28 protein-coding genes are annotated in these 18,284 nt (G+C 71.4%); 25 read left to right on the forward strand and 3 right to left on the reverse strand.

Annotated features, from left to right (window positions below):
* Position 1: 1 nt before the first annotated feature.
* From rplN to truA, 21 genes are all read left to right on the forward strand, one after another.
* Positions 2 to 370 (forward strand): 50S ribosomal protein L14, encoded by a 369-nt coding sequence (gene rplN, locus GTW08_RS26650; protein WP_010228481.1) that lies wholly within the window; start codon positions 2 to 4, stop codon positions 368 to 370.
* 13 nt (positions 371 to 383) lie between these two features.
* Positions 384 to 710, forward strand: a complete 327-nt coding sequence (gene rplX, locus GTW08_RS26655; RefSeq protein WP_062403788.1) for a 50S ribosomal protein L24 — start codon at positions 384 to 386, stop codon at positions 708 to 710.
* 1 nt (position 711) lies between these two features.
* The gene (gene rplE / locus GTW08_RS26660) at positions 712 to 1,275 is read left to right on the forward strand and encodes a 50S ribosomal protein L5 (RefSeq protein WP_073576466.1); all 564 of its coding nucleotides are present in this window, start codon (positions 712 to 714) and stop codon (positions 1,273 to 1,275) included.
* Between the two features lie 4 nt (positions 1,276 to 1,279).
* Entirely contained in the window at positions 1,280 to 1,465 is a 186-nt protein-coding gene (locus tag GTW08_RS26665) for a type Z 30S ribosomal protein S14 (RefSeq protein WP_020622927.1), read from the forward strand.
* A gap of 121 nt (positions 1,466 to 1,586) precedes the next feature.
* Positions 1,587 to 1,985, forward strand: coding sequence for a 30S ribosomal protein S8 (gene rpsH / locus GTW08_RS26670; RefSeq protein WP_062397829.1), 399 nt, complete (start codon positions 1,587 to 1,589; stop codon positions 1,983 to 1,985).
* 17 nt (positions 1,986 to 2,002) lie between these two features.
* Positions 2,003 to 2,542 carry a 50S ribosomal protein L6 gene (gene rplF, locus GTW08_RS26675; protein ID WP_062397827.1) on the forward strand — a complete coding sequence of 180 codons (540 nt, stop codon included), beginning with the start codon at positions 2,003 to 2,005 and terminating at the stop codon, positions 2,540 to 2,542.
* Positions 2,542 to 2,955 (forward strand): 50S ribosomal protein L18, encoded by a 414-nt coding sequence (rplR, locus tag GTW08_RS26680; protein WP_073576465.1) that lies wholly within the window; start codon positions 2,542 to 2,544, stop codon positions 2,953 to 2,955. Before rplF ends, rplR begins: the two co-directional genes overlap by 1 nt.
* Before the next feature lie 34 nt (positions 2,956 to 2,989).
* On the forward strand, positions 2,990 to 3,625 hold the full coding sequence (gene rpsE / locus GTW08_RS26685) for a 30S ribosomal protein S5 (RefSeq protein WP_062397823.1): 636 nt from the start codon (positions 2,990 to 2,992) through the stop codon (positions 3,623 to 3,625).
* A gap of 5 nt (positions 3,626 to 3,630) precedes the next feature.
* Positions 3,631 to 3,816, forward strand: a complete 186-nt coding sequence (gene rpmD / locus GTW08_RS26690) for a 50S ribosomal protein L30 (RefSeq protein WP_062403786.1) — start codon at positions 3,631 to 3,633, stop codon at positions 3,814 to 3,816.
* Positions 3,813 to 4,274, forward strand: a complete 462-nt coding sequence (gene rplO, locus GTW08_RS26695) for a 50S ribosomal protein L15 (RefSeq protein ID WP_208622979.1) — start codon at positions 3,813 to 3,815, stop codon at positions 4,272 to 4,274. Before rpmD ends, rplO begins: the two co-directional genes overlap by 4 nt.
* A gap of 280 nt (positions 4,275 to 4,554) precedes the next feature.
* Positions 4,555 to 5,865 (forward strand): preprotein translocase subunit SecY, encoded by a 1,311-nt coding sequence (secY, locus tag GTW08_RS26700; protein ID WP_161152694.1) that lies wholly within the window; start codon positions 4,555 to 4,557, stop codon positions 5,863 to 5,865.
* A 128-nt stretch (positions 5,866 to 5,993) separates the two neighbouring features.
* Positions 5,994 to 6,548 (forward strand): adenylate kinase, encoded by a 555-nt coding sequence (locus GTW08_RS26705; protein WP_161152695.1) that lies wholly within the window; start codon positions 5,994 to 5,996, stop codon positions 6,546 to 6,548.
* Between the two features lie 56 nt (positions 6,549 to 6,604).
* Positions 6,605 to 7,450 carry a type I methionyl aminopeptidase gene (gene map, locus GTW08_RS26710; RefSeq protein ID WP_073576462.1) on the forward strand — a complete coding sequence of 282 codons (846 nt, stop codon included), beginning with the start codon at positions 6,605 to 6,607 and terminating at the stop codon, positions 7,448 to 7,450.
* A gap of 286 nt (positions 7,451 to 7,736) precedes the next feature.
* Positions 7,737 to 7,958 (forward strand): translation initiation factor IF-1, encoded by a 222-nt coding sequence (gene infA, locus GTW08_RS26715; RefSeq protein ID WP_010228514.1) that lies wholly within the window; start codon positions 7,737 to 7,739, stop codon positions 7,956 to 7,958.
* Between the two features lie 61 nt (positions 7,959 to 8,019).
* Entirely contained in the window at positions 8,020 to 8,133 is a 114-nt protein-coding gene (gene rpmJ, locus GTW08_RS26720; protein ID WP_020622917.1) for a 50S ribosomal protein L36, read from the forward strand.
* 174 nt (positions 8,134 to 8,307) lie between these two features.
* Positions 8,308 to 8,688 carry a 30S ribosomal protein S13 gene (gene rpsM, locus GTW08_RS26725; RefSeq protein WP_020622916.1) on the forward strand — a complete coding sequence of 127 codons (381 nt, stop codon included), beginning with the start codon at positions 8,308 to 8,310 and terminating at the stop codon, positions 8,686 to 8,688.
* On the forward strand, positions 8,688 to 9,095 hold the full coding sequence (rpsK, locus tag GTW08_RS26730; RefSeq protein ID WP_020622915.1) for a 30S ribosomal protein S11: 408 nt from the start codon (positions 8,688 to 8,690) through the stop codon (positions 9,093 to 9,095). The genes rpsM and rpsK overlap by 1 nt, the downstream gene beginning before the upstream one ends.
* Before the next feature lie 17 nt (positions 9,096 to 9,112).
* The gene (rpsD, locus tag GTW08_RS26735) at positions 9,113 to 9,718 is read left to right on the forward strand and encodes a 30S ribosomal protein S4 (RefSeq protein WP_060710555.1); all 606 of its coding nucleotides are present in this window, start codon (positions 9,113 to 9,115) and stop codon (positions 9,716 to 9,718) included.
* Positions 9,719 to 9,809: 91 nt separating this feature from the next.
* Complete coding sequence (locus GTW08_RS26740) at positions 9,810 to 10,862, forward strand: DNA-directed RNA polymerase subunit alpha (protein WP_062397812.1); 1,053 nt, start codon at positions 9,810 to 9,812, stop codon at positions 10,860 to 10,862.
* A 2-nt stretch (positions 10,863 to 10,864) separates the two neighbouring features.
* A complete protein-coding gene (gene rplQ, locus GTW08_RS26745) occupies positions 10,865 to 11,533 on the forward strand; it encodes a 50S ribosomal protein L17 (RefSeq protein WP_161152696.1) in 669 nt (222 codons plus the stop codon).
* Positions 11,530 to 12,432, forward strand: coding sequence for a tRNA pseudouridine(38-40) synthase TruA (truA, locus tag GTW08_RS26750; RefSeq protein WP_073576864.1), 903 nt, complete (start codon positions 11,530 to 11,532; stop codon positions 12,430 to 12,432). Before rplQ ends, truA begins: the two co-directional genes overlap by 4 nt.
* Before the next feature lie 115 nt (positions 12,433 to 12,547).
* Here truA and GTW08_RS26755 read toward each other — a convergent pair whose 3' ends face one another.
* Positions 12,548 to 13,018 (reverse strand): hypothetical protein, encoded by a 471-nt coding sequence (locus GTW08_RS26755; protein ID WP_073576460.1) that lies wholly within the window; start codon positions 13,016 to 13,018, stop codon positions 12,548 to 12,550.
* Positions 13,019 to 13,143: 125 nt separating this feature from the next.
* On the opposite strand from GTW08_RS26755, the gene GTW08_RS26760 reads away from it, so the two are divergent.
* Genes GTW08_RS26760 through GTW08_RS26770 form a run of 3 tightly spaced genes read left to right on the forward strand, consistent with a single transcriptional unit; the run spans position 13,144 to position 15,933 of the window.
* Entirely contained in the window at positions 13,144 to 14,553 is a 1,410-nt protein-coding gene (locus GTW08_RS26760; RefSeq protein ID WP_073576459.1) for a purine-cytosine permease family protein, read from the forward strand.
* Entirely contained in the window at positions 14,550 to 15,479 is a 930-nt protein-coding gene (locus GTW08_RS26765) for an isopenicillin N synthase family dioxygenase (protein WP_073576458.1), read from the forward strand. The genes GTW08_RS26760 and GTW08_RS26765 overlap by 4 nt, the downstream gene beginning before the upstream one ends.
* A 10-nt stretch (positions 15,480 to 15,489) precedes the next feature.
* Complete coding sequence (locus tag GTW08_RS26770) at positions 15,490 to 15,933, forward strand: nucleoside deaminase (RefSeq protein ID WP_073576457.1); 444 nt, start codon at positions 15,490 to 15,492, stop codon at positions 15,931 to 15,933.
* 3 nt (positions 15,934 to 15,936) lie between these two features.
* Here GTW08_RS26770 and GTW08_RS26775 read toward each other — a convergent pair whose 3' ends face one another.
* Positions 15,937 to 16,590, reverse strand: a complete 654-nt coding sequence (locus tag GTW08_RS26775) for a TetR/AcrR family transcriptional regulator (protein ID WP_301549009.1) — start codon at positions 16,588 to 16,590, stop codon at positions 15,937 to 15,939.
* A gap of 134 nt (positions 16,591 to 16,724) precedes the next feature.
* On the opposite strand from GTW08_RS26775, the gene GTW08_RS26780 reads away from it, so the two are divergent.
* Complete coding sequence (locus tag GTW08_RS26780) at positions 16,725 to 17,627, forward strand: metal-dependent hydrolase (protein WP_073576455.1); 903 nt, start codon at positions 16,725 to 16,727, stop codon at positions 17,625 to 17,627.
* A gap of 1 nt (position 17,628) precedes the next feature.
* Here GTW08_RS26780 and GTW08_RS26785 read toward each other — a convergent pair whose 3' ends face one another.
* Positions 17,629 to 18,276, reverse strand: a complete 648-nt coding sequence (locus GTW08_RS26785; protein WP_083658782.1) for an ABC transporter ATP-binding protein — start codon at positions 18,274 to 18,276, stop codon at positions 17,629 to 17,631.
* Between the last annotated feature and the right edge of the window lie 8 nt (positions 18,277 to 18,284).

The raw sequence follows: 18,284 nt of genomic DNA on the forward strand, positions 1-18,284 counted from the left end.
AGTGATCCAGCAGGAGTCGCGGCTGCGCGTCGCCGACAACACCGGTGCCAAGGAGATCCTGTGCATCCGGGTGCTGGGCGGCTCCGCGCGGCGCTACGCCGGGATCGGCGACGTCATCGTCGCCACGGTCAAGGAGGCCATCCCCGGCGCCGGCGTGAAGCGTGGTGACGTCGTCAAGGCGGTCATCGTGCGCACCAAGAAGGAGAAGCGCCGTCCCGACGGCAGCTACATCCGTTTCGACGAGAACGCCGCCGTGCTGATCAAGGCGGACAACGGACCTCGGGGGACCCGTATCTTCGGCCCGGTCGGGCGCGAGCTGCGCGACCGCAAGTTCATGAGGATCATCTCCCTGGCCCCGGAGGTGCTCTGACATGAAGGCGAAGATGAAGGTCAAGAAGGGCGACACCGTTCTGGTGATCGCCGGCAAGGACAAGGGTGCACGGGGCAAGGTCATCGCGGCCTACCCGGAGCGCCAGCGCGTGCTGGTCGAGGGCGTGAACCGGATCAAGAAGCACACCCGGATCAGCCAGAACCAGCGCGGGGCCGAGAGCGGCGGGATCGTCACCCAGGAGGCCGCCATCCACGTCTCGAACGTGATGGTGTGCGACTCCGACGGCAAGCCGACCCGTATCGGCAAGAAGGCCGTCGAGGGCGAGGACGGCACCACCCGCCGCGTCCGGATCTCCAGGCGCAACGGGAAGGAGATCTGAGATGACCACGGCTGAGAAGACCGCGCCGAGGCTCAAGCAGCGGTACCGCGACGAGATCCTCGACAAGCTCCGCGAGGAGTTCGGCTACACCAACGTCATGCAGATCCCCGGCCTGACCAAGGTCGTGGTGAACATGGGTGTCGGTGACGCCGCCCGCGACTCGAAGCTGATCGACGGTGCGCTGCGGGACCTGGCCACCATCACCGGCCAGAAGCCGCAGCTGCGTCGTGCCACCAAGTCCATCGCGCAGTTCAAGCTGCGCGAGGGCATGCCGATCGGCGCGAAGGTGACCCTCCGCAACGACCGGATGTGGGAGTTCCTCGACCGTCTCCTGACCATCGCGCTGCCCCGTATCCGCGACTTCCGCGGCCTCGAGGGCAACCAGTTCGACGGGCGTGGCAACTACACGTTCGGCCTGAACGAGCAGTCGATGTTCCACGAGATCGACCCGGACTCCATCGACCGGCCGCGGGGCATGGACATCACGGTCGTGACCACCGCGACCACGAACGCCGAGGGCCGGGCGCTGCTGCGCCACCTGGGCTTCCCGTTCAAGGAGAGCTGAGCGAATGGCGAAGAAGGCGCTCATCAACAAGGCGAACGCGAAGCCGAAGTTCGCCGTGCGGGGTTACACCCGCTGCAACAAGTGCGGCCGGCCGCGTGCCGTGTTCCGCAAGTTCGGCCTCTGCCGCGTGTGCCTGCGAGACATGGCGCACGCCGGCGAGCTGCCGGGTGTGAGCAAGTCCAGCTGGTGATCCGACCGCCCCGCGTCCGCGGGGCAGCGGATCCGATCGCCGCAGGCCCGCACCGGTGCGGTGCCCCGCACAGGGGCACCGCGCCGGTACGAGGAACCACGGCGGGAAAGAGACAGACACCATGACGATGACCGATCCGATCGCAGACATGTTGACCCGTCTGCGGAACGCGAACTCGGCCTACCACGACCGCGTCGTGATGCCCCACTCGAAGCTGAAGGTCGCCATTGCGGAGATCCTTCAGAAGGAGGGCTACATCGCGGCACACCACACCGAGGACGCCGAGGTCGGCAAGTCCCTGGTCGTCGAGCTGAAGTACGGCCGCAACCGCGAGCGCAGCGTCGCCGGTCTGCGCCGGGTCTCCAAGCCCGGTCTGCGTGTGTACGCGAAGTCGACGAACCTGCCGCGGGTCCTGGGTGGCCTCGGCATCGCGATCATCTCGACCTCTCAGGGTCTGATGACCGACCAGCAGGCCTACCGGAGCGGCGTGGGCGGGGAAGTCCTCGCCTACGTCTGGTGAGAGAGGGGTAACGAACGATGTCACGCATCGGAAAGCTGCCCATCACCGTCCCGTCCGGCGTGGAGATCACCATCGACGGCCGCACGGTCACCGCGAAGGGCCCCAAGGGCACCCTGTCGCACACCGCCGTCGAGCCGATCACGATCGAGCGCGATGACGACGGCACGGTGCTGGTGAAGCGGCCGAACGAGGAGCGCGAGACCAGGGCCTACCACGGCCTGACCCGCTCCCTCGTCAACAACATCGTGGTCGGCGTCAGCGCCGGCTACGAGAAGAAGCTGGAGATCCACGGCGTGGGTTACCGCGTGCAGCTGAAGGGGCAGAACCTCGAGTTCGCCCTGGGCTACTCGCACCCGGTCGTCATCGAGCCGGCGGAGGGCATCACCTTCGCGGTCGAGTCGCCGACCCGGTTCTCGGTCTCCGGCATCGACAAGCAGCTGGTCGGCGAGACCGCTGCCAACATCCGGAAGCTGCGCCGCCCCGACCCGTACAAGGGCAAGGGTGTGCGGTACGCCGGCGAGCAGGTCCGCCGCAAGGTCGGAAAGACGGGTAAGTGATGGCCGAGACGAACGAGACGGTGTCGGGTTCCGCCCGCCGCCGGATGGCGTCCCAAGTGGCGCGCAAGCGCCGCGACTCGCGCATCCGCCGGCACGCCCGGCTCCGGAAGAAGATCTCCGGGACGCCGGTGCGTCCGCGGCTGGCGGTCAACCGCTCCTCGCGGCACATCACCGTCCAGCTGATCGACGACCTGGCCGGCCACACGCTGGCCTTCGCGTCCTCGCTGGACACCGAGGTCCGAGGCCTCGACGGCGACAAGAAGGCCAAGGCGGCCAAGGTCGGCGAGATCATCGCCGCCAAGGCCAAGGAGGCGGGCATCTCCGCGGTCGTGTTCGACCGCGGCGGGCTGGCCTACCACGGCCGCATCGCGGCCCTGGCCGACGCCGCCCGCGAGGGAGGCCTGGAGTTCTGATGAACCAGACCGAGAAGATCGAAGGGACTGTCTGATGCCGGGACGTACGCGGCGTGACGGCGGAGCCCCGGGTGGTAGCGGTGGGAACGACAACCGCAACAACCGGGACCGCCGGGACGGTGGCCGTGGCGGGGCGGCCCAGGACAAGACCCCGTACATCGAGCGGCTGGTCACGATCAACCGCGTGGCCAAGGTCGTCAAGGGCGGCCGCCGGTTCAGCTTCACCGCGCTGATGATCGTCGGCGACGGTGACGGCCTGGTGGGCGTCGGCTACGGCAAGGCCAAGGAGGTGCCGGCCGCGATCGCCAAGGGCGTGGAGGAGGCGAAGAAGAACTTCTTCCGCGTTCCCCGCATCGGCGGCACGATCGTGCACCGCGTGCAGGGTGAGGCCGCCGCCGGCGTCGTCATGCTGCGCCCGGCCTCCCCGGGTACCGGTGTCATCGCCGGCGGCCCGGTCCGCGCGGTGCTGGAGTGCGCGGGGATCTCGGACATCCTGTCCAAGTCCCTCGGCTCCGACAACGCCATCAACATCGTGCACGCCACGGTGGCGGCGCTGAAGTCGGTGCAGCGTCCGGAGGAGGTCGCGGCCCGCCGCGGCCTGCCGCTGGAGGACGTCGCCCCGGCGAGCATGATGCGCCAGCGCGCCGAGGCCGACGCGGCGAAGGTGTGAGCGACATGGCCACGTGGAAGATCACCCAGGTGAAGAGCCGGATCGGCTGCAAGCAGAACCAGCGCGACACGCTGCGCTCGCTCGGCCTGCGCAAGATCCGGCAGTCGGTGGTGCGTGAGGCGGACCCGCAGACCCGCGGTTACGTCCACACGGTGCGCCACCTCGTGACCGTGGAGGAGGTGCAGTCGTGAGCGAGAACGAGAACTCCGTCATCAAGCTCCACGACCTGCGGCCGGCCCCGGGCTCGAAGAAGGCGCGGACCCGTGTGGGTCGCGGTGAGGGCTCGAAGGGCAAGACCGCCGGTCGCGGTACCAAGGGCACCAAGGCCCGCAAGACGGTGTCCCCGCGCTTCGAGGGCGGGCAGATGCCGCTGCACATGCGGCTCCCGAAGCTCAAGGGCTTCAAGAACCGCTTCAAGGTCGAGTACCAGGTCGTGAACGTCGGCGAGCTGGCCACCCTGTTCCCGAAGGGCGGCGAGATCGGTCCGGCCGAGCTGGTCGAGGCGGGCGCGGTTCGCAAGAACCAGCTCGTGAAGGTCCTCGGCGAGGGCGAGCTCTCGGGCGTCGCCCTGACCGTGAAGGCCCACAAGTTCTCCGCGTCCGCGCGCGAGAAGATCTCGGCGGCCGGCGGCTCGGTCTCCGAGCTGTAGGCCCCACCGCACGTCCCCCGGCGCCGTCCGTGGCGCCCGCTCCACCCCAGGTGGACCGGGCCCGTGGGCGGCGCCGAGGCGTTTCCGGGCCGCTGTTACAGTCACGTCCGGACCGAGTGTCCACCGATTACCTGGCGCGCCTCGAGGCGCGCAGCCCCCGCCGGTACACACCGGCCCGGGTGTCCCGCGAGGCGCGGAACGCGCGTCGACCAACCCGGCCGACCCCTCAGGGGCCGGCGCAGGCGGTGTCGGGCCGCCGACGTCGTAGGAGGATCACCGAGTGCTCAGCGCAGTCCGGGCGGCCCTGACCACGCCGGATCTCCGCAAGAAGATCCTCTTCACGCTGGCGATCGTGGCGGTGTACCGGCTCGGGGCGAACATCCCCTCGCCGGGGGTGTCGTACCCGAACATCCAGGAATGTGTTCGTCAGGTCGAGGGCGGCGACAACGCCAGCGTCTACTCCCTGATCAACCTGTTCTCCGGCGGGGCACTGCTCCAGCTGTCGATCTTCGCGCTGGGCATCATGCCCTACATCACCGCGAGCATCATCGTGCAGCTGCTGCAGGTCGTCATCCCGCGGTTCGAGCAGCTGAAGAAGGAGGGCCAGTCCGGCCAGGCCAAGCTCACGCAGTACACGCGGTACCTGACGATCGGTATCGCGGTGCTGCAGGCCACCGGCTTCGTGGCGCTGGCCGAGCGCGGTCAGCTGTTCCAGGGCTGCGCGCTGCCGATCATCCCGGACTCGTCGGTCTTCACCCTGATCGTCATCGTGATCGTCATGGTCGCCGGGACCACGCTGGTGATGTGGCTGGGCGAGCAGGTCACCGAGCGCGGCATCGGCAACGGCATGTCGCTGCTGATCTTCGCCTCCATCGCGCACCGCATCCCCGCCGAGGGCCGGTTGATCCTGGAGAACTCCGGCGGCCTGGTCTTCGCCGGCGTCTGCGTCTTCGGTCTCGCGATCATCGCCAGCGTCGTGTTCGTGGAGAACGGCCAGCGCCGGATCCCGGTGCAGTACGCCAAGCGCATGGTCGGCCGCCGGATGTACGGCGGCACCTCGACCTACCTGCCGCTCAAGGTCAACCAGGCCGGTGTCGTGCCGGTGATCTTCGGTAGCTCGCTGCTCTACCTGCCCGACCTGGTCGCCCGGCTCGCCGGGAACGACGGCGGCTGGTTCCAGCAGTTCGTGCAGACCTATCTGGTCGATCAGTCCAATCCCGTGCACATCGTGTTGTACGTAGCACTGATCATCTTCTTCACGTACTTCTACGTCGGCATCACGTTCAACCCCGACGAGCGCGCCGAGGACATGAAGAAGTACGGCGGCTTCATCCCGGGTATCCGCCCGGGGCGGCCCACCGCGGAGTACCTGAACTTCGTGCTCAGCCGCATCACGCTGCCGGGGTCGCTCTATCTGGGCGTCATCGCGGTGCTCCCGAACTTCTTCCTCGGGATCACCGGCAGCGGCCAGAACCAGAACTTCCCGTTCGGCGGCACGGCCGTGCTGATCATGGTCACCGTGGGCCTCGACACCCTGAAGCAGATCGAGAGCCAGCTCATGCAGCGGAACTACGAGGGTTTCCTGCGTTAGGCTCGCCGGAACGTGGCCGAGCGGGAACCCCGGTGCGGGGCCCCGGCCCCGATCGTGGTGCCTCGGGCACCGTGTGCCGGCGAGGACGCCGGTGCCATGGACGACAAGACTTCAGGAGGTCGGGTCTCGTGCGACTCGTTCTGGTGGGACCGCCCGGTGCCGGCAAGGGGACCCAGGCTGAGCAGATGGCCAAGCGGCTCGACGTCCCGCACATCTCGACCGGGGACCTGTTCCGGGCGAACCTGCGTGACGAGACCGAGCTCGGTCGCGAGGCGAAGCGCTACATGGACGCCGGGGACCTCGTCCCCGACGAGGTGACCGTCGGGATGGTGCGCGACCGGCTCGGCGACGCCGACACGGCAGGCGGCTTCATCCTCGACGGCTTCCCGCGCAACGTGGCCCAGGCGGGCTCCCTCTCCGAGATCCTGTCCGACAAGGGCCTGGAGCTCGACGCCGTCGTCCAGTTCGACGTCGACGACGAGGTCGTCGTGCAGCGGCTGCTCGGCCGCGGCCGCAGCGACGACAACGAGGACACCATCCGCAACCGGCAGCGGGTCTACCGCGAGGAGACCGCTCCGCTGCTGGACCACTACCGTGACCGGCTGGTCACGATCGACGCCGTCGGCGAGATCGACGAGATCACCGACCGGGTCTTCTCGGCGCTGCACAACCGCAACGGCTGAGACCCGGTCGGCGCCGGCACCACCGGCGCCACGGCGGGGAACCGAGGGACGGACACATGAACGGTCGCGGCGGCATCCGCGGGGCCATCGCCCGCTACCGGGGGCGGGACATCGAGCTCAAGACCCACGGTCAGCTCGAGGCGATGCGGGTGGCGGGCGCGCTGGTCGCGGCCACGCTGGCCGCGGTCACCGAGCACGCGAAGCCCGGTGTCAGCACGGCGGAGCTCGACGCGCTCGCCGAGCAGACGATCCGCGACGGCAACGGTGTCCCCTCGTTCCTCGGCTACCACGGTTTCCCGGCGAGCATCTGCGCCTCGGTGAACGAGCAGATCGTGCACGGCATCCCGTCGCCGAAGCAGGTGCTCGCCGAGGGCGACCTGATCTCGGTGGACTGCGGTGCGATCGTCGAGGGCTGGCACGGCGACTCCGCGGTGACCATCGCCGTCGGGGACGTGTCGCCGGAGGACCTCGCCCTGTCCGCGGCCTGCCGTGGCGCGATGGAGGCGGGGATCCTCGCCGTCCGCGACGGGGCCCGGCTGACCGACGTCTCGTACGCCATCCAGGAGGCGTGCCGGTCCGCGGCGCTGGCCGACCGCGCCGACTACGGGATCGTCGCCGAGTACGGCGGGCACGGCATCGGCACGTCCATGCACATGGACCCGTTCCTGCCCAACCACGGCGAGCCGGGCAAGGGGCCGCGGCTCCGCCCGGGCATGGCCCTGGCCGTGGAGCCGATGCTCGTCGCGGGGGACCCGGACACCCTGGAGCTCGAGGACGGCTGGACGGTCGTCACCGCGGCGGGCGGCCGGGCCGTGCACTGGGAGCACACCGTCGCCGTCACCGAGGACGGGCCGTGGCTGCTGACCGCGCCCGCCGGCGCACCGGACCGCCCCGGCGCCTGAGCCCCGCGCCTCCGGTGCCCGACGCGCTCCGCGCGGGTACTGGTCGGTGGCCGGGTCGGTCCGTTACCGTCGCCCTCCCGGGCGTCTACCACGCCCGTCACCCCCGCCTGCACCGGCCTCATACGGCCTCCGTACACTGGACCATCGGCGCGTCCTGTGACGTCCGCTCCGTGTGCTCCGTGTATCCCACAGTGTTCTCGGTCCGGCTCCGTCCGCGCGCGCCGAACCGGTCGTCGGCACCGCTGTCGACCGGGGCAACCGACACCTGTCACGGATAGCGGAGGACATGGCCAAGAAGGACGGGGCGATCGAGGTCGAGGGCCGGGTCGTCGAACCCCTGCCGAACGCGATGTTCCGGGTGGAGCTGGAGAACGGCCACCGGGTACTCGCGCACATCAGCGGGAAGATGCGCCAGCACTACATCCGGATCCTTCCGGAGGACCGGGTGGTCGTCGAGCTGTCGCCCTACGACCTCAGCCGCGGCCGCATCGTCTACCGCTACAAGTGACGACCAGCTCCACCACGGTCGGTCGCGAGACCCACACGAACGACACACAGAGGCAGACGACGTGAAGGTCAAGCCGAGCGTCAAGAAGATCTGCGACAAGTGCCAGGTGATCCGCCGTCACGGCCGGATCATCGTGATCTGCTCGAACCTGCGCCACAAGCAGCGCCAGGGCTGAGCAGAGCGGTACCGGTCGCGATCCTCTGATCGCGCAGCAGAAGCCCCCGATGCACCTGCCGGGCCACACGGGCCCGGTAGTACCCCCGGAACCAGGCCGGGGCCCGCTCAGCTCAGCGGCGGAACGGGACGGGCATCGGGAAGACCTGGGACGACAACAAGGAGACCACGCCGCATGGCACGTGTTGCCGGCGTCGACCTCCCCCGCGAAAAGCGGTTGGAGATCGCGCTCACCTACATCTTCGGGGTCGGACGTACCCGGTCCAAGGAGATCCTCGAGGCCACCGCGCTGAGCCCCGACCTCCGGTCGAAGGACCTGACCGACGAGGACGTCAGCAAGCTCCGCGAGTACATCGAGGCGAACCTGCAGGTCGAGGGTGACCTGCGCCGTGAGATCCAGGCGGACATCCGCCGGAAGATCGAGATCGGTTCGTACCAGGGCATCCGTCACCGTCGCGGCCTTCCGGTCCGCGGCCAGCGCACGAAGACCAACGCGCGCGGCCGCAAGGGCCCGAAGAAGACCGTCGCCGGTAAGAAGAAGGCAGGTAAGAAGTAATGCCGCCCCGCGCACGTCAGGGTGCCGGACCCAAGAAGGTCCGCCGTCGCGAGAAGAAGAACGTCGCGCACGGTCACGCCCACATCAAGTCCACGTTCAACAACACGATCGTGTCGATCACCGACCCGACCGGTGCCGTCATCGCCTGGGCCTCGTCCGGGCACGTCGGCCTGAAGGGCTCCCGGAAGTCGACGCCGTTCGCCGCGCAGCTCGCCGCCGAGAACGCCGCCCGCAAGGCGATGGACCACGGCATGAAGAAGTGCGACGTCTTCGTCAAGGGCCCCGGCTCCGGACGTGAGACGGCGATCCGTTCGCTGCAGGCGGCCGGCCTCGAGGTCGGCACGATCTCCGACGTGACCCCGCAGCCGCACAACGGCTGCCGTCCGCCCAAGCGGCGCCGGGTCTAGGGGAAGGGAGAACCACCATGGCTCGCTACACCGGCCCCATGACCCGCAAGTCCCGCCGACTGAAGACCGACCTCGTCGGCGGCGACCAGGCGTTCGAGCGTCGTCCCTACCCGCCCGGCCAGCACGGCCGGATCCGGATCAAGGAGACCGAGTACCTCCTGCAGCTGCAGGAGAAGCAGAAGGCCCGCTTCGGCTATGGCCTGCAGGAGAAGCAGCTCCGCGCCTACTACGAGGAAGCGCACCGTCGCGAGGGCAAGACCGGCGACGAGCTGCTGCAGATCCTCGAGTCGCGCCTCGACAACGTCGTGTACCGCGCGGGCCTCGCCCGCACCCGGCGCATGGCCCGTCAGCTGGTGAACCACGGCCACTTCCTGGTCAACGGGAAGAAGGTCGACATCCCCAGCTACCGGGTGTCGCGCTACGACATCATCGACGTCAAGGACAAGTCGCGGAACACCGACCCGTTCGTCATCGCCAAGGAGACCCAGGGCGACCGCCCGGTTCCGGCGTGGCTGCAGGTCGTCCCGTCGACCCTGCGGATCCTGGTCCACCAGCTGCCCGAGCGCGCTCAGATCGACACCCAGGTCACCGAGCAGCTCATCGTCGAGTTCTACTCGAAGTAGCTCGACACGCCGTCGCCCCGCAGGGAGGGGCGGCGGTTCCCACTGCGACATCAAATAGCGGTTGTCGCAGGTGCGAAGGAGGCACACACCCATGCTGATCTCTCAGCGACCCTCACTGGCCGAGGACGTCGTCACCGAGACCCGGTCGCGGTTCGTCATCGAGCCGTTGGAGCCGGGCTTCGGTTACACCCTCGGTAACTCCCTGCGCCGGACGCTGCTGTCGTCGATCCCCGGTGCCGCCGTCACGTCCATCCGGATCGACGGCGTCCTGCACGAGTTCACCACCGTGCCGGGGGTCAAGGAGGACGTCACCGACATCATCCTCAACCTCAAGGAGCTCGTCGTGAGCTCCGAGGAGGACGAGCCGGTGACGATGTACCTGCGCAAGCAGGGCCCGGGTGCGGTCACCGCGGGGGACATCGTCCCGCCCGCCGGTGTCACCGTGCACAACCCGGACCTGCACATCGCCTCGCTCAACGACAAGGGCCGGCTCGAGGTCGAGCTCGTCGTCGAGCGCGGTCGCGGGTACGTCCCGGCGATGCAGAACAAGGCCACCGGTGCCGAGATCGGCCGCATCCCGGTCGACTCGATCTACTCGCCGGTGCTGAAGGTGACCTACAAGGTCGAGGCCACGCGCGTCGAGCAGCGCACCGACTTCGACAAGCTCATCCTCGACGTCGAGTCGAAGCCGTCCATCACCCCGCGGGACGCGCTGGCCTCGGCCGGCAAGACCCTGGTCGAGCTGTTCGGCCTGGCCCGCGAGCTGAACGTGGACGCCGAGGGCATCGAGATCGGCCCCTCCCCGCAGGAGGCGGACACCATCGCGGCGTTCGCGATGCCGATCGAGGAGCTGGACCTCACGGTCCGGTCGTACAACTGCCTCAAGCGCGAGGGCATCCACACGGTCGGCGAGCTCGTCGGTCGCAGCGAGGCGGACCTGCTCGACATCCGCAACTTCGGCGCCAAGTCGATCGACGAGGTCAAGATGAAGCTCGTCGGTCTCGGCCTGGCCCTCAAGGACAGCCCGCCCGGGTTCGACCCGTCGGCGGCGGCGAGCGACTACGGCGTCGACGGTGGGAGCGGGTTCGACCCGGACACCTTCGGTGACGACGGTCAGGACTACGCAGAAACGGAGCAGTTGTAGCCATGCCCCAGCCCACCAAGGGTGCCCGCCTCGGCGGGTCGCCCGCGCACCAGCGGCTGATCCTGGCCAACCTGGCGACCTCGCTGTTCGAACACGGCCGGATCACCACCACCGAGGCCAAGGCCCGGCGGCTGCGTCCGTACGCGGAGCGGCTGATCACCAAGGCCAAGGCCGGCGATCTGCACAACCGGCGCGAGATCATGAAGGTGATCCGCGACAAGTCGGTCGTGCACCGCCTCGTCACCGAGATCGGCCCGTTCTTCGCGGACCGCAACGGTGGCTACACCCGGATCACCAAGACGATGCCGCGCAAGGGCGACAACGCCCCGATGGCGGTCATCGAGCTGGTCCAGCAGAAGACGGTCACCGACGAGGCGAACCGTGCCCGTCGTTCGGCCGCGTCCCAGTCCGTGGCCGCCGCTCCGGCCGCCACGGACGAGGACACCACGGTCGAGTCGACCGAGGCCACCGAGGCCGAGGTCACCGCCGTCGACGAGGCACAGGAGGCCGCCGAGAAGGCGGTCGACGCCGCGGCCGAGGCCGAGGAGGTGGCCCCGGGTTCCGAGGCCGCCGACAAGGCCGTCGACGCCGCTGCCGCCGCGGAGGAGGCCGCCGACGAGGCTGCCGACGCCGCCGAGGACTCCACGGGCAAGAAGGAGTCCGGCTCCTGAGCCGAGCGCACCACACCGACGAGCCCGCCGTCACCGACGGCGGGCTCGTCGGCGTCTCCGGTGCCCCCGACCCGGGAGCCGGCACCGTCCGGCTACGGCTCGACGTCGCCTACGACGGCACCGACTTCTCCGGATGGGCCCAGCAGCCGAGCCGGCGCACCGTGCAGGGCGTGCTCACCGAGGCCCTGTCGACCGTGCTGCGCACCCCGCTGCGGCTCACCGTCGCCGGGCGCACCGACGCCGGGGTGCACGCGTCCGGCCAGGTCTGCCACGTCGACCTCCCGGAGACGCTCGCACCGCAGATCGACGGCCTGCTCAGGCGGTTGAACCGGCTGCTCCCACCCGACGTGCGGGTGCACGACCTCGGGCGGGTACCCGACGCCTTCGACGCCCGCTTCTCCGCGCTGCGCAGGCACTACCGCTACCGGGTCACCACGGCCCCGTTCGGGGCCGAGCCGCTGCGGGCGCGGGAGACCGTCGCCTGGCCGTACCCGCTGGACCCGGAGCCGATGAACGCCGCCTCGGCACTGCTGCTGGGCGAGCACGACTTCGCCGCGTTCTGCAAGCGCCGCGAGGGCGCGACGACCGTGCGCGCGCTGCAGCGCTTCGACTGGTCGCCCGCGCCGGGCGAGCCGGACGTGCTGGTCGCGGCGGTCTCCGCGGACGCGTTCTGCCACTCGATGGTCCGCAGCCTGGTCGGCGCGGTGTTCGAGGTCGGCCGAGGGCGCAGGCCCGCCGACTGGCCCGCGGGACTGCTGCGCCGCGAGCTGCGCGCCTCCGAGGTGACCGTCGCGCCGCCGCACGGCCTGTCGCTGACCGGCGTCGACTACCCCGCCGACGACGAGCTCGCCGCCCGCGCCGAGCGGACCCGGCGGATCCGGGTACCGGGCGAGGGCTGAGCAGACCCCGCCGGGACCGAGCCGGACGCGGCCGGCCGGGTGGGGCCGGACCGGCCCCGGGTGTGACCGGTCCGGACGGCGCGGACGGGGGCCTCGGGGACGGGGGCGAGCGGCCTCAGGAGACCGGCCGCACCCAGGCCGGGTGCGGCGGCCCGGGGATCCGGTGCGTCCGGCGGGCGTCGAGCGCCAGGGCCACGCCCAGCCAGACCAGCGACACCGACCAGCCGGCCAGGGCAAGCGAGCCGACGACGTACAGCGGCTCGGTCGGCCCGGCGGGCAGCCCGGCCGACTCCAGCAGCACCGTCAGCGGGGCGCGCACCGAGTCCGCGGTGTCGCCGAAGTCGGGCATCAGCAGCCCGCCGGCGAGCAGGAACCCGGCGCAGGCGACGAACGGGGCGGCCACGGCCGGGCCGAGCACACGGCGTCGCAGCACGATCAGCGACAGCACCGTCGGTAGCGCCAGGAGTGCCGGGCCGACCACGGTCACGATCAGGATGATCAGGAACCACCCCGGCGCGGTGAACCGCAGGGCCGCGACGGCCAGGAGGGCGCCGGCCTGCAGGGCCACGTTCAGGTTCGTCCGCATGCCGACGATCGTGGCGGACCGGGCCGTCCGCTGGATCCGCAGGACTACGGGCCGGACGGGGCAACCATGTCAACAGTCGGTTACCGAGGTTCCGTCCCGCCCGGTCCGCGGGTCACAGTGGCGCGGTGACCACCGAGAACACCGTCGGCGCGGCCGCAGACCGCGGGTACGGCGACCGCATCGTCGCCGTCGAGCCCGGCTCCACAGAGCCCGTGCCGGACTCCGAGCGGCACGGCAGACCCCGCCAGCTGTTCTGGACGTGGACCTCGCCGAACCTGGAGTTCGCGACGATCTTCGTCGGCGTGCTGTCGGTGACGGCGTTCGGGCAGTCGGTGCCCGCGGCGGTCGCGGCGATCGTCGTCGGGAACCTGCTCGCCGCGGTCGCCCACGGGATCCTGTCCGCCCGCGGACCGGCCGCCGGGGTGCCGCAGATGGTGCTGGGGCGGCTCGCGTTCGGCCACCGCGGCAACGCACTCCCCGCCGCGTTGATGACGATCACCTCGGGCTTCGGCTGGTTCGCGGTGAACAGCGTCAGCGCCGCCTTCGCCCTGTCGGCGATCACCGGCGGCGGGACGGCCGCGTGGCTGGTGGCGGTGGTCGTCGTCCAGGTCGCCGTCGCGTTCTTCGGGCACAACCTGGTGCAGGCGTTCGAGCGGCTCGCCTTCCCGCTGCTCGCGGTCGTGCTCGGGATCGGGGCGGTGCTGGTGCTCGCCGTGTCGGACCCGGGGGCGGCCGCGTCGCCGGACGGGGTGGGCGGGGTCGGCGGGTTTCTGCTGACCGTCGGCGCCGTCGTCGGGTACTCGGCGGGCTGGGGCCCCTACGCCGCGGACTACTCCCGCTACCTGCCCCGTTCGGTGTCGGCGCGGGCCACCGGGCTCGCCGCGGGCGGCGGCCTGTTCCTGTCCACCACGGTGTTCATGACCGTCGGTGCGGTGTCGGTCGGTGCGGCGACGGCGGCCGGGCTCGACTCGGACAACCCGGTCGCGAACTACACCGGCCTGCTGCCCGGGTGGCTGACCGTGCTGACCCTGGTCGCCATCGCGGTGGGGGCGGTCGCGGCGAACGTCCTCAACGTCTACTCCGGGGCGATGGCGTTCCTCGCACTCGGCATCGACGTGCCGCTGGCGCGGGCGCGGGCCGTCGTCGCGCTGGCGTTCGGGGCGGTCGGGTTCGTGATCGCGCTGGTCGCCCTCGGCGACGCCGCAGCCGGGTACGAGGCGTTCCTGCTGGTCGTCGTGTACTGGGTCGGGCCGTGGCTCGGAGTGGTGCTCACCGACCAGTGGCTGCGCCCGATCGCCCCCGATCTGCTCTACGACCGCACCTACCGGAACCACGCGGGCCCGGTGGCGCTGGCCGTCGGCATCGTGGTGTCGGTGCTGCTGTTCGCGAACCAGGAGCTGTTCACCGGCCTGGTGCCGCGGCTGCTGCCGGGGATCGGGGACGTGACCTTCCTGGTGGGGCTGCTGCTCGCGGCCGGGCTCTACGCCCTGCTGCTGCGCCGCACCGCCGTCGCGACGCCCGGGGGTACCCGGTGAACGCGCTCATCCCGACCGTGGACCTGGCCGCGCCGGACCCGGCCGCGGTGGACACCGCGTTGCAGCGGGCCGGGTTCCTGCAGGTCGTCGGGCACGGGGTGCCGGAGGACGCGGCATGGGTGGTGCGGGCCGCCGCACGGGACTTCTTCGCGCTGCCCGAGGCGGTCAAGCGCGGCTACGCGGTCGGCGTCGGCGGGCGGGGGTGGCTGCCGCCCGGCGTCGAGGCCAACGACCGCGTGGAGGGCGGTGACTCGCCGCCGGACCTCAAGGAGTCCTTCGCGGTGGGACCGTTCGCGCCGACCGGTGACGCGGAGACCGACGCGGTGTGGTTCCCGCCGAACGTCTGGCCGGCGCAGGTCCCGGCGCTGCAGCAGGCGGTGACCGCCTACTGCACGGCGATGACCCGTGTCGCGGGCGCGCTGCTGGAGCTGTGCGCGGGGGCCCTCGGGCAGGAGCCGTCGACGCTGCGCGACCTCGCGACGCACCCGACGTGGACGTTCAACATCAACCGCTACCCGCCGATGAACGAGACCGGGGCCCCGCTGCCCGGGCAGTTCCGGATCGGCCCGCACACCGACTTCGGCACCGTCACCCTGCTCGACCGGGAACCCGGGGCGGGCGGGCTGCAGGTCGACGTCGAGGGGCACGGCTGGACCGACGCGCCGTACACCCCGGGTGCGCTGACGGTGAACGTCGGCGACCTGCTCGCGCACTGGACCGGGCACCGCTGGCGGGCCGGGCGGCACCGGGTGCTGCCGCCGCAGGCCCACGCCCCGGCCGAGGACCTGGTGTCGCTGGTGTTCTTCTTCGAGCTGGACCACGACGCCGTCGTCACGCCGCTGGCCCCGCCGCTCGGCCGGACGGTGCTGGAGCCGGTGGTGTCCGCGCCGTTCCTGCGCGAACGCCTGGACGCGATCTCGGTATAGGTTCGCGCGCATGGATCCGAGCTGGCTCGACGTCGCGGTGGAGCAGGCCCGGGCCGGGCTGGCCTCGGGCGGCATCCCGATCGGCGCCGCACTCGTCGGACCGGACGGGGAGGTCCTCGGGCGCGGCCACAACCGTCGTGTGCAGGACGGCGACCCGACGGTGCACGGCGAGACCGCGGCGTTCCGCGACGCGGGCCGCCGCCGCGACTACCGGCCCACGACGATGGTCACCACGCTCTCGCCCTGCTGGTACTGCTCGGGGCTGATCCGTCAGTTCGGGATCGGCGCGGTGCTCGTGGGGGAGGCCCGGACCTTCCACGGCGGGCACGACTGGCTGGCCGAGCACGGGGTGCGCGTGCAGGTGCTCGACGACGCGCGCTGCGTGGACATGATGACCGCGTTCGTCGCCGAGCGCCCCGACCTGTGGAACGAGGACATCGGCGTCGCGGAGTAGCGCTCAGCCCGCCGTGAGCGGGACGTCCGGGTCGAGCTCGATCGCGACCTCGCGCAGCGCCACGTCGAGCACCGACCAGACCCACCGGGCCAGGTGCTCGGCGAGCTCGTCGAGCGGGAGCGGGTCCGCCGAGGAGAGCCAGCGCTCGGTCGCGCCGTCGACCAGCCCGACCGCGCCGGCGGCCAGCGGCGCCGCGACGGTCGCGGGCAGCCCGGGGTAGCCACCGGTCAGCAGGCCGGTCATCCGGTCGGCGATGCGGTGCCGGATGTCGGTGACGGCCGTCGTGACCCCGGCGGCGCGCAGCACGTACCGGTAGAGCTCGGTGTGCGCGGCGAGCCACCGCACGTGCGCGGCGATGGCGGCGACGAGCATCTCCCGCGGCGTCCCGCGCGGGCTCCACACCGGCGCGAGCGCCTCGGAGTAGAGCTCCAGCGCGGCCTCGGCGATCGCGCCCTGCAGGTCCTCCAGGCCGTCGAAGTGCCGGTACAGCGCGGGCCGGGGCACCCCGGCGCGACCGGCGATCTGCTCGGTCGTGGCCTCCGGTCCGTGCTCGGCGATCGCGGCCATCGCGGCCTCGACGACCTCGGCCCGCCGGGCCGCCCGCTGTCCGGCCCAGCGACGGGCGCGGCCGTCGCCGGGGGTCACGGATCCGCTCACCCGGCCATCATCCCGCGCCCGGTTGACACCGCGCCCGGCGCCACCGATGATTCGGCGATAAGGGGTACGCGCTGTACGGGATACTTTCTGTCACGGATGCGGCCCGACCGTCGACGACGACCGGAGGACCGACCGTGACCGAGACGGCGACCGACAACGGGTCCGGCCCACGCCCCCGCAGGCTGACCGGCGGCGACGTCGGCATCCCGCCGCGGCACCTGGACTTCCGGCTGCCCGAGCAGATGGTCCGCTGGGCCTACGCCGACAACGCGACCGCGACGCTGTTCCTCGCGATGCTCTCGGCGATCTTCCCGCCGGGGGAGGACTTCTTCGTCCGCTCGGTGATCCACTTCCGGGACCGGGTGACCGACCCGGAGCTGCGCGCCCGGGTCGCCGGGTTCACCGCGCAGGAGGTCATCCACAGCCGCGAGCACGACCGGCTCAACGAGGCGTTCCGTTCCCGCGGCTTCCCGGTGCACGTACCGGAGTCCGCGGTCGCGCTCGCGCTGAAGGTCCTCGACCGCACCTCGCCGCGGCAGCAGCTCGCCTGCACCGCGCTGATGGAGCACTTCACCGCGGTGATGGCCGAGGACATCCTCGGCAGCGACGAGTTCGCCGAGCGCGTGCACGCCGACATCCGCGAGCTGTGGCACTGGCACGCGCTCGAGGAGCTCGAGCACAAGTCCGTGACCTGGGACGTCTACGAGCTCATCGGCACCGACGGCCCCGAGCGCGGCCGCGCCGCACCGCTGGTGGTCGCCACCGTGCTGCCCGCGGTCGTGTTCGGGTGGGCGTACCTGCTCGTGCAGCAGGGCGTCTGGCGGCGGCCGCGGGACCTGCGCGAGGGCTACCGGCTGCTGTTCGGGCGCGGCCAGTTCCTGCGCCGCGTGCTGGGCCGGATGCCCGTCTTCGGGCACCCGCGCTTCCACCCCGACCGGCATGACACCCGAGCGCTGGAGCAGCGCTGGCGCGACACCCTCTTCGGCGACGACGGCGCCCTGGCCGAGCAGCTGCGCCGTCCGGTCCGCGAGGCCTGACTCAGCTCCACGGCCGCAGCACCCGCCCGGCCCATGCCGCGAGCAGCGCCTCGTCGTGGCTGACGGCGAGGACGCCGAGCCCGCGGCCGTCGACCTCGGCGGCGACGACCGAGACCAGGGCCGCGGTGCTCGACGCGTCGAGCATCGCGGTCATCTCGTCGCACAGCAGGTAGTCCGGCCGGGGCGCGAGCGCACGGGCAAGGCAAGCGCGCTGGAGCTGGCCGTCGGACACCTCGTGCGGCCGGCGTCCGCGCAGCTCGGCGGTCAGCCCGACCTGCGCGCACACCTCGTCGACGCGTGCGGTGACCCCGGGCGCCCGGGCGGCGCGCAGCGGCTCGGCCACGATCTCCTCGCAGGTCAGCCGCGGGTCGGTCGAGGCCCGCGGGGACTGGAACACCACCCCGATCCGGCGGCGCAGCGGCGCGGGCGCGTCGAAGCGGAACCGGCGGACCGGCTCGTCGTCGACGGTCACCCGGCCCGACCACGGTGCGTGCAGCAGCGCCAGCACCCGGGTCAGCGTCGACTTCCCGCACCCCGACGGGCCGGCCAGCCCGAGCACCGAACCCCGTTCCACGGCCAGGTCCACGCCGTCGACGACGGCGTGCCCGGCCCGCCACCCGGCCCGCACCCCCTCCGCGCGCAGGCTCACCGCGACCC

The organism is Pseudonocardia sp. SID8383, from assembly GCF_009864975.1.
In the GTDB taxonomy this organism is placed as follows: Bacteria; Actinomycetota; Actinomycetes; order Mycobacteriales; family Pseudonocardiaceae; genus Pseudonocardia; species Pseudonocardia alni.

Coding starts and splice junctions, on each gene's coding strand:
- rplX (WP_062403788.1), top strand. CDS start 384: ATGAAGGTCAAGAAGGGCGACACCGTTCTGGTGATCGCCGGCAAGGAC.
- rplE (WP_073576466.1), top strand. CDS start 712: ATGACCACGGCTGAGAAGACCGCGCCGAGGCTCAAGCAGCGGTACCGC.
- GTW08_RS26665 (WP_020622927.1), top strand. CDS start 1,280: ATGGCGAAGAAGGCGCTCATCAACAAGGCGAACGCGAAGCCGAAGTTC.
- rpsH (WP_062397829.1), top strand. CDS start 1,587: ATGACGATGACCGATCCGATCGCAGACATGTTGACCCGTCTGCGGAAC.
- rplF (WP_062397827.1), top strand. CDS start 2,003: ATGTCACGCATCGGAAAGCTGCCCATCACCGTCCCGTCCGGCGTGGAG.
- rplR (WP_073576465.1), top strand. CDS start 2,542: ATGGCCGAGACGAACGAGACGGTGTCGGGTTCCGCCCGCCGCCGGATG.
- rpsE (WP_062397823.1), top strand. CDS start 2,990: ATGCCGGGACGTACGCGGCGTGACGGCGGAGCCCCGGGTGGTAGCGGT.
- rpmD (WP_062403786.1), top strand. CDS start 3,631: ATGGCCACGTGGAAGATCACCCAGGTGAAGAGCCGGATCGGCTGCAAG.
- map (WP_073576462.1), top strand. CDS start 6,605: ATGAACGGTCGCGGCGGCATCCGCGGGGCCATCGCCCGCTACCGGGGG.
- infA (WP_010228514.1), top strand. CDS start 7,737: ATGGCCAAGAAGGACGGGGCGATCGAGGTCGAGGGCCGGGTCGTCGAA.
- rpsM (WP_020622916.1), top strand. CDS start 8,308: ATGGCACGTGTTGCCGGCGTCGACCTCCCCCGCGAAAAGCGGTTGGAG.
- rpsK (WP_020622915.1), top strand. CDS start 8,688: ATGCCGCCCCGCGCACGTCAGGGTGCCGGACCCAAGAAGGTCCGCCGT.
- rpsD (WP_060710555.1), top strand. CDS start 9,113: ATGGCTCGCTACACCGGCCCCATGACCCGCAAGTCCCGCCGACTGAAG.
- GTW08_RS26740 (WP_062397812.1), top strand. CDS start 9,810: ATGCTGATCTCTCAGCGACCCTCACTGGCCGAGGACGTCGTCACCGAG.
- rplQ (WP_161152696.1), top strand. CDS start 10,865: ATGCCCCAGCCCACCAAGGGTGCCCGCCTCGGCGGGTCGCCCGCGCAC.
- GTW08_RS26755 (WP_073576460.1), bottom strand. CDS start 13,018: ATGCGGACGAACCTGAACGTGGCCCTGCAGGCCGGCGCCCTCCTGGCC.
- GTW08_RS26770 (WP_073576457.1), top strand. CDS start 15,490: ATGGATCCGAGCTGGCTCGACGTCGCGGTGGAGCAGGCCCGGGCCGGG.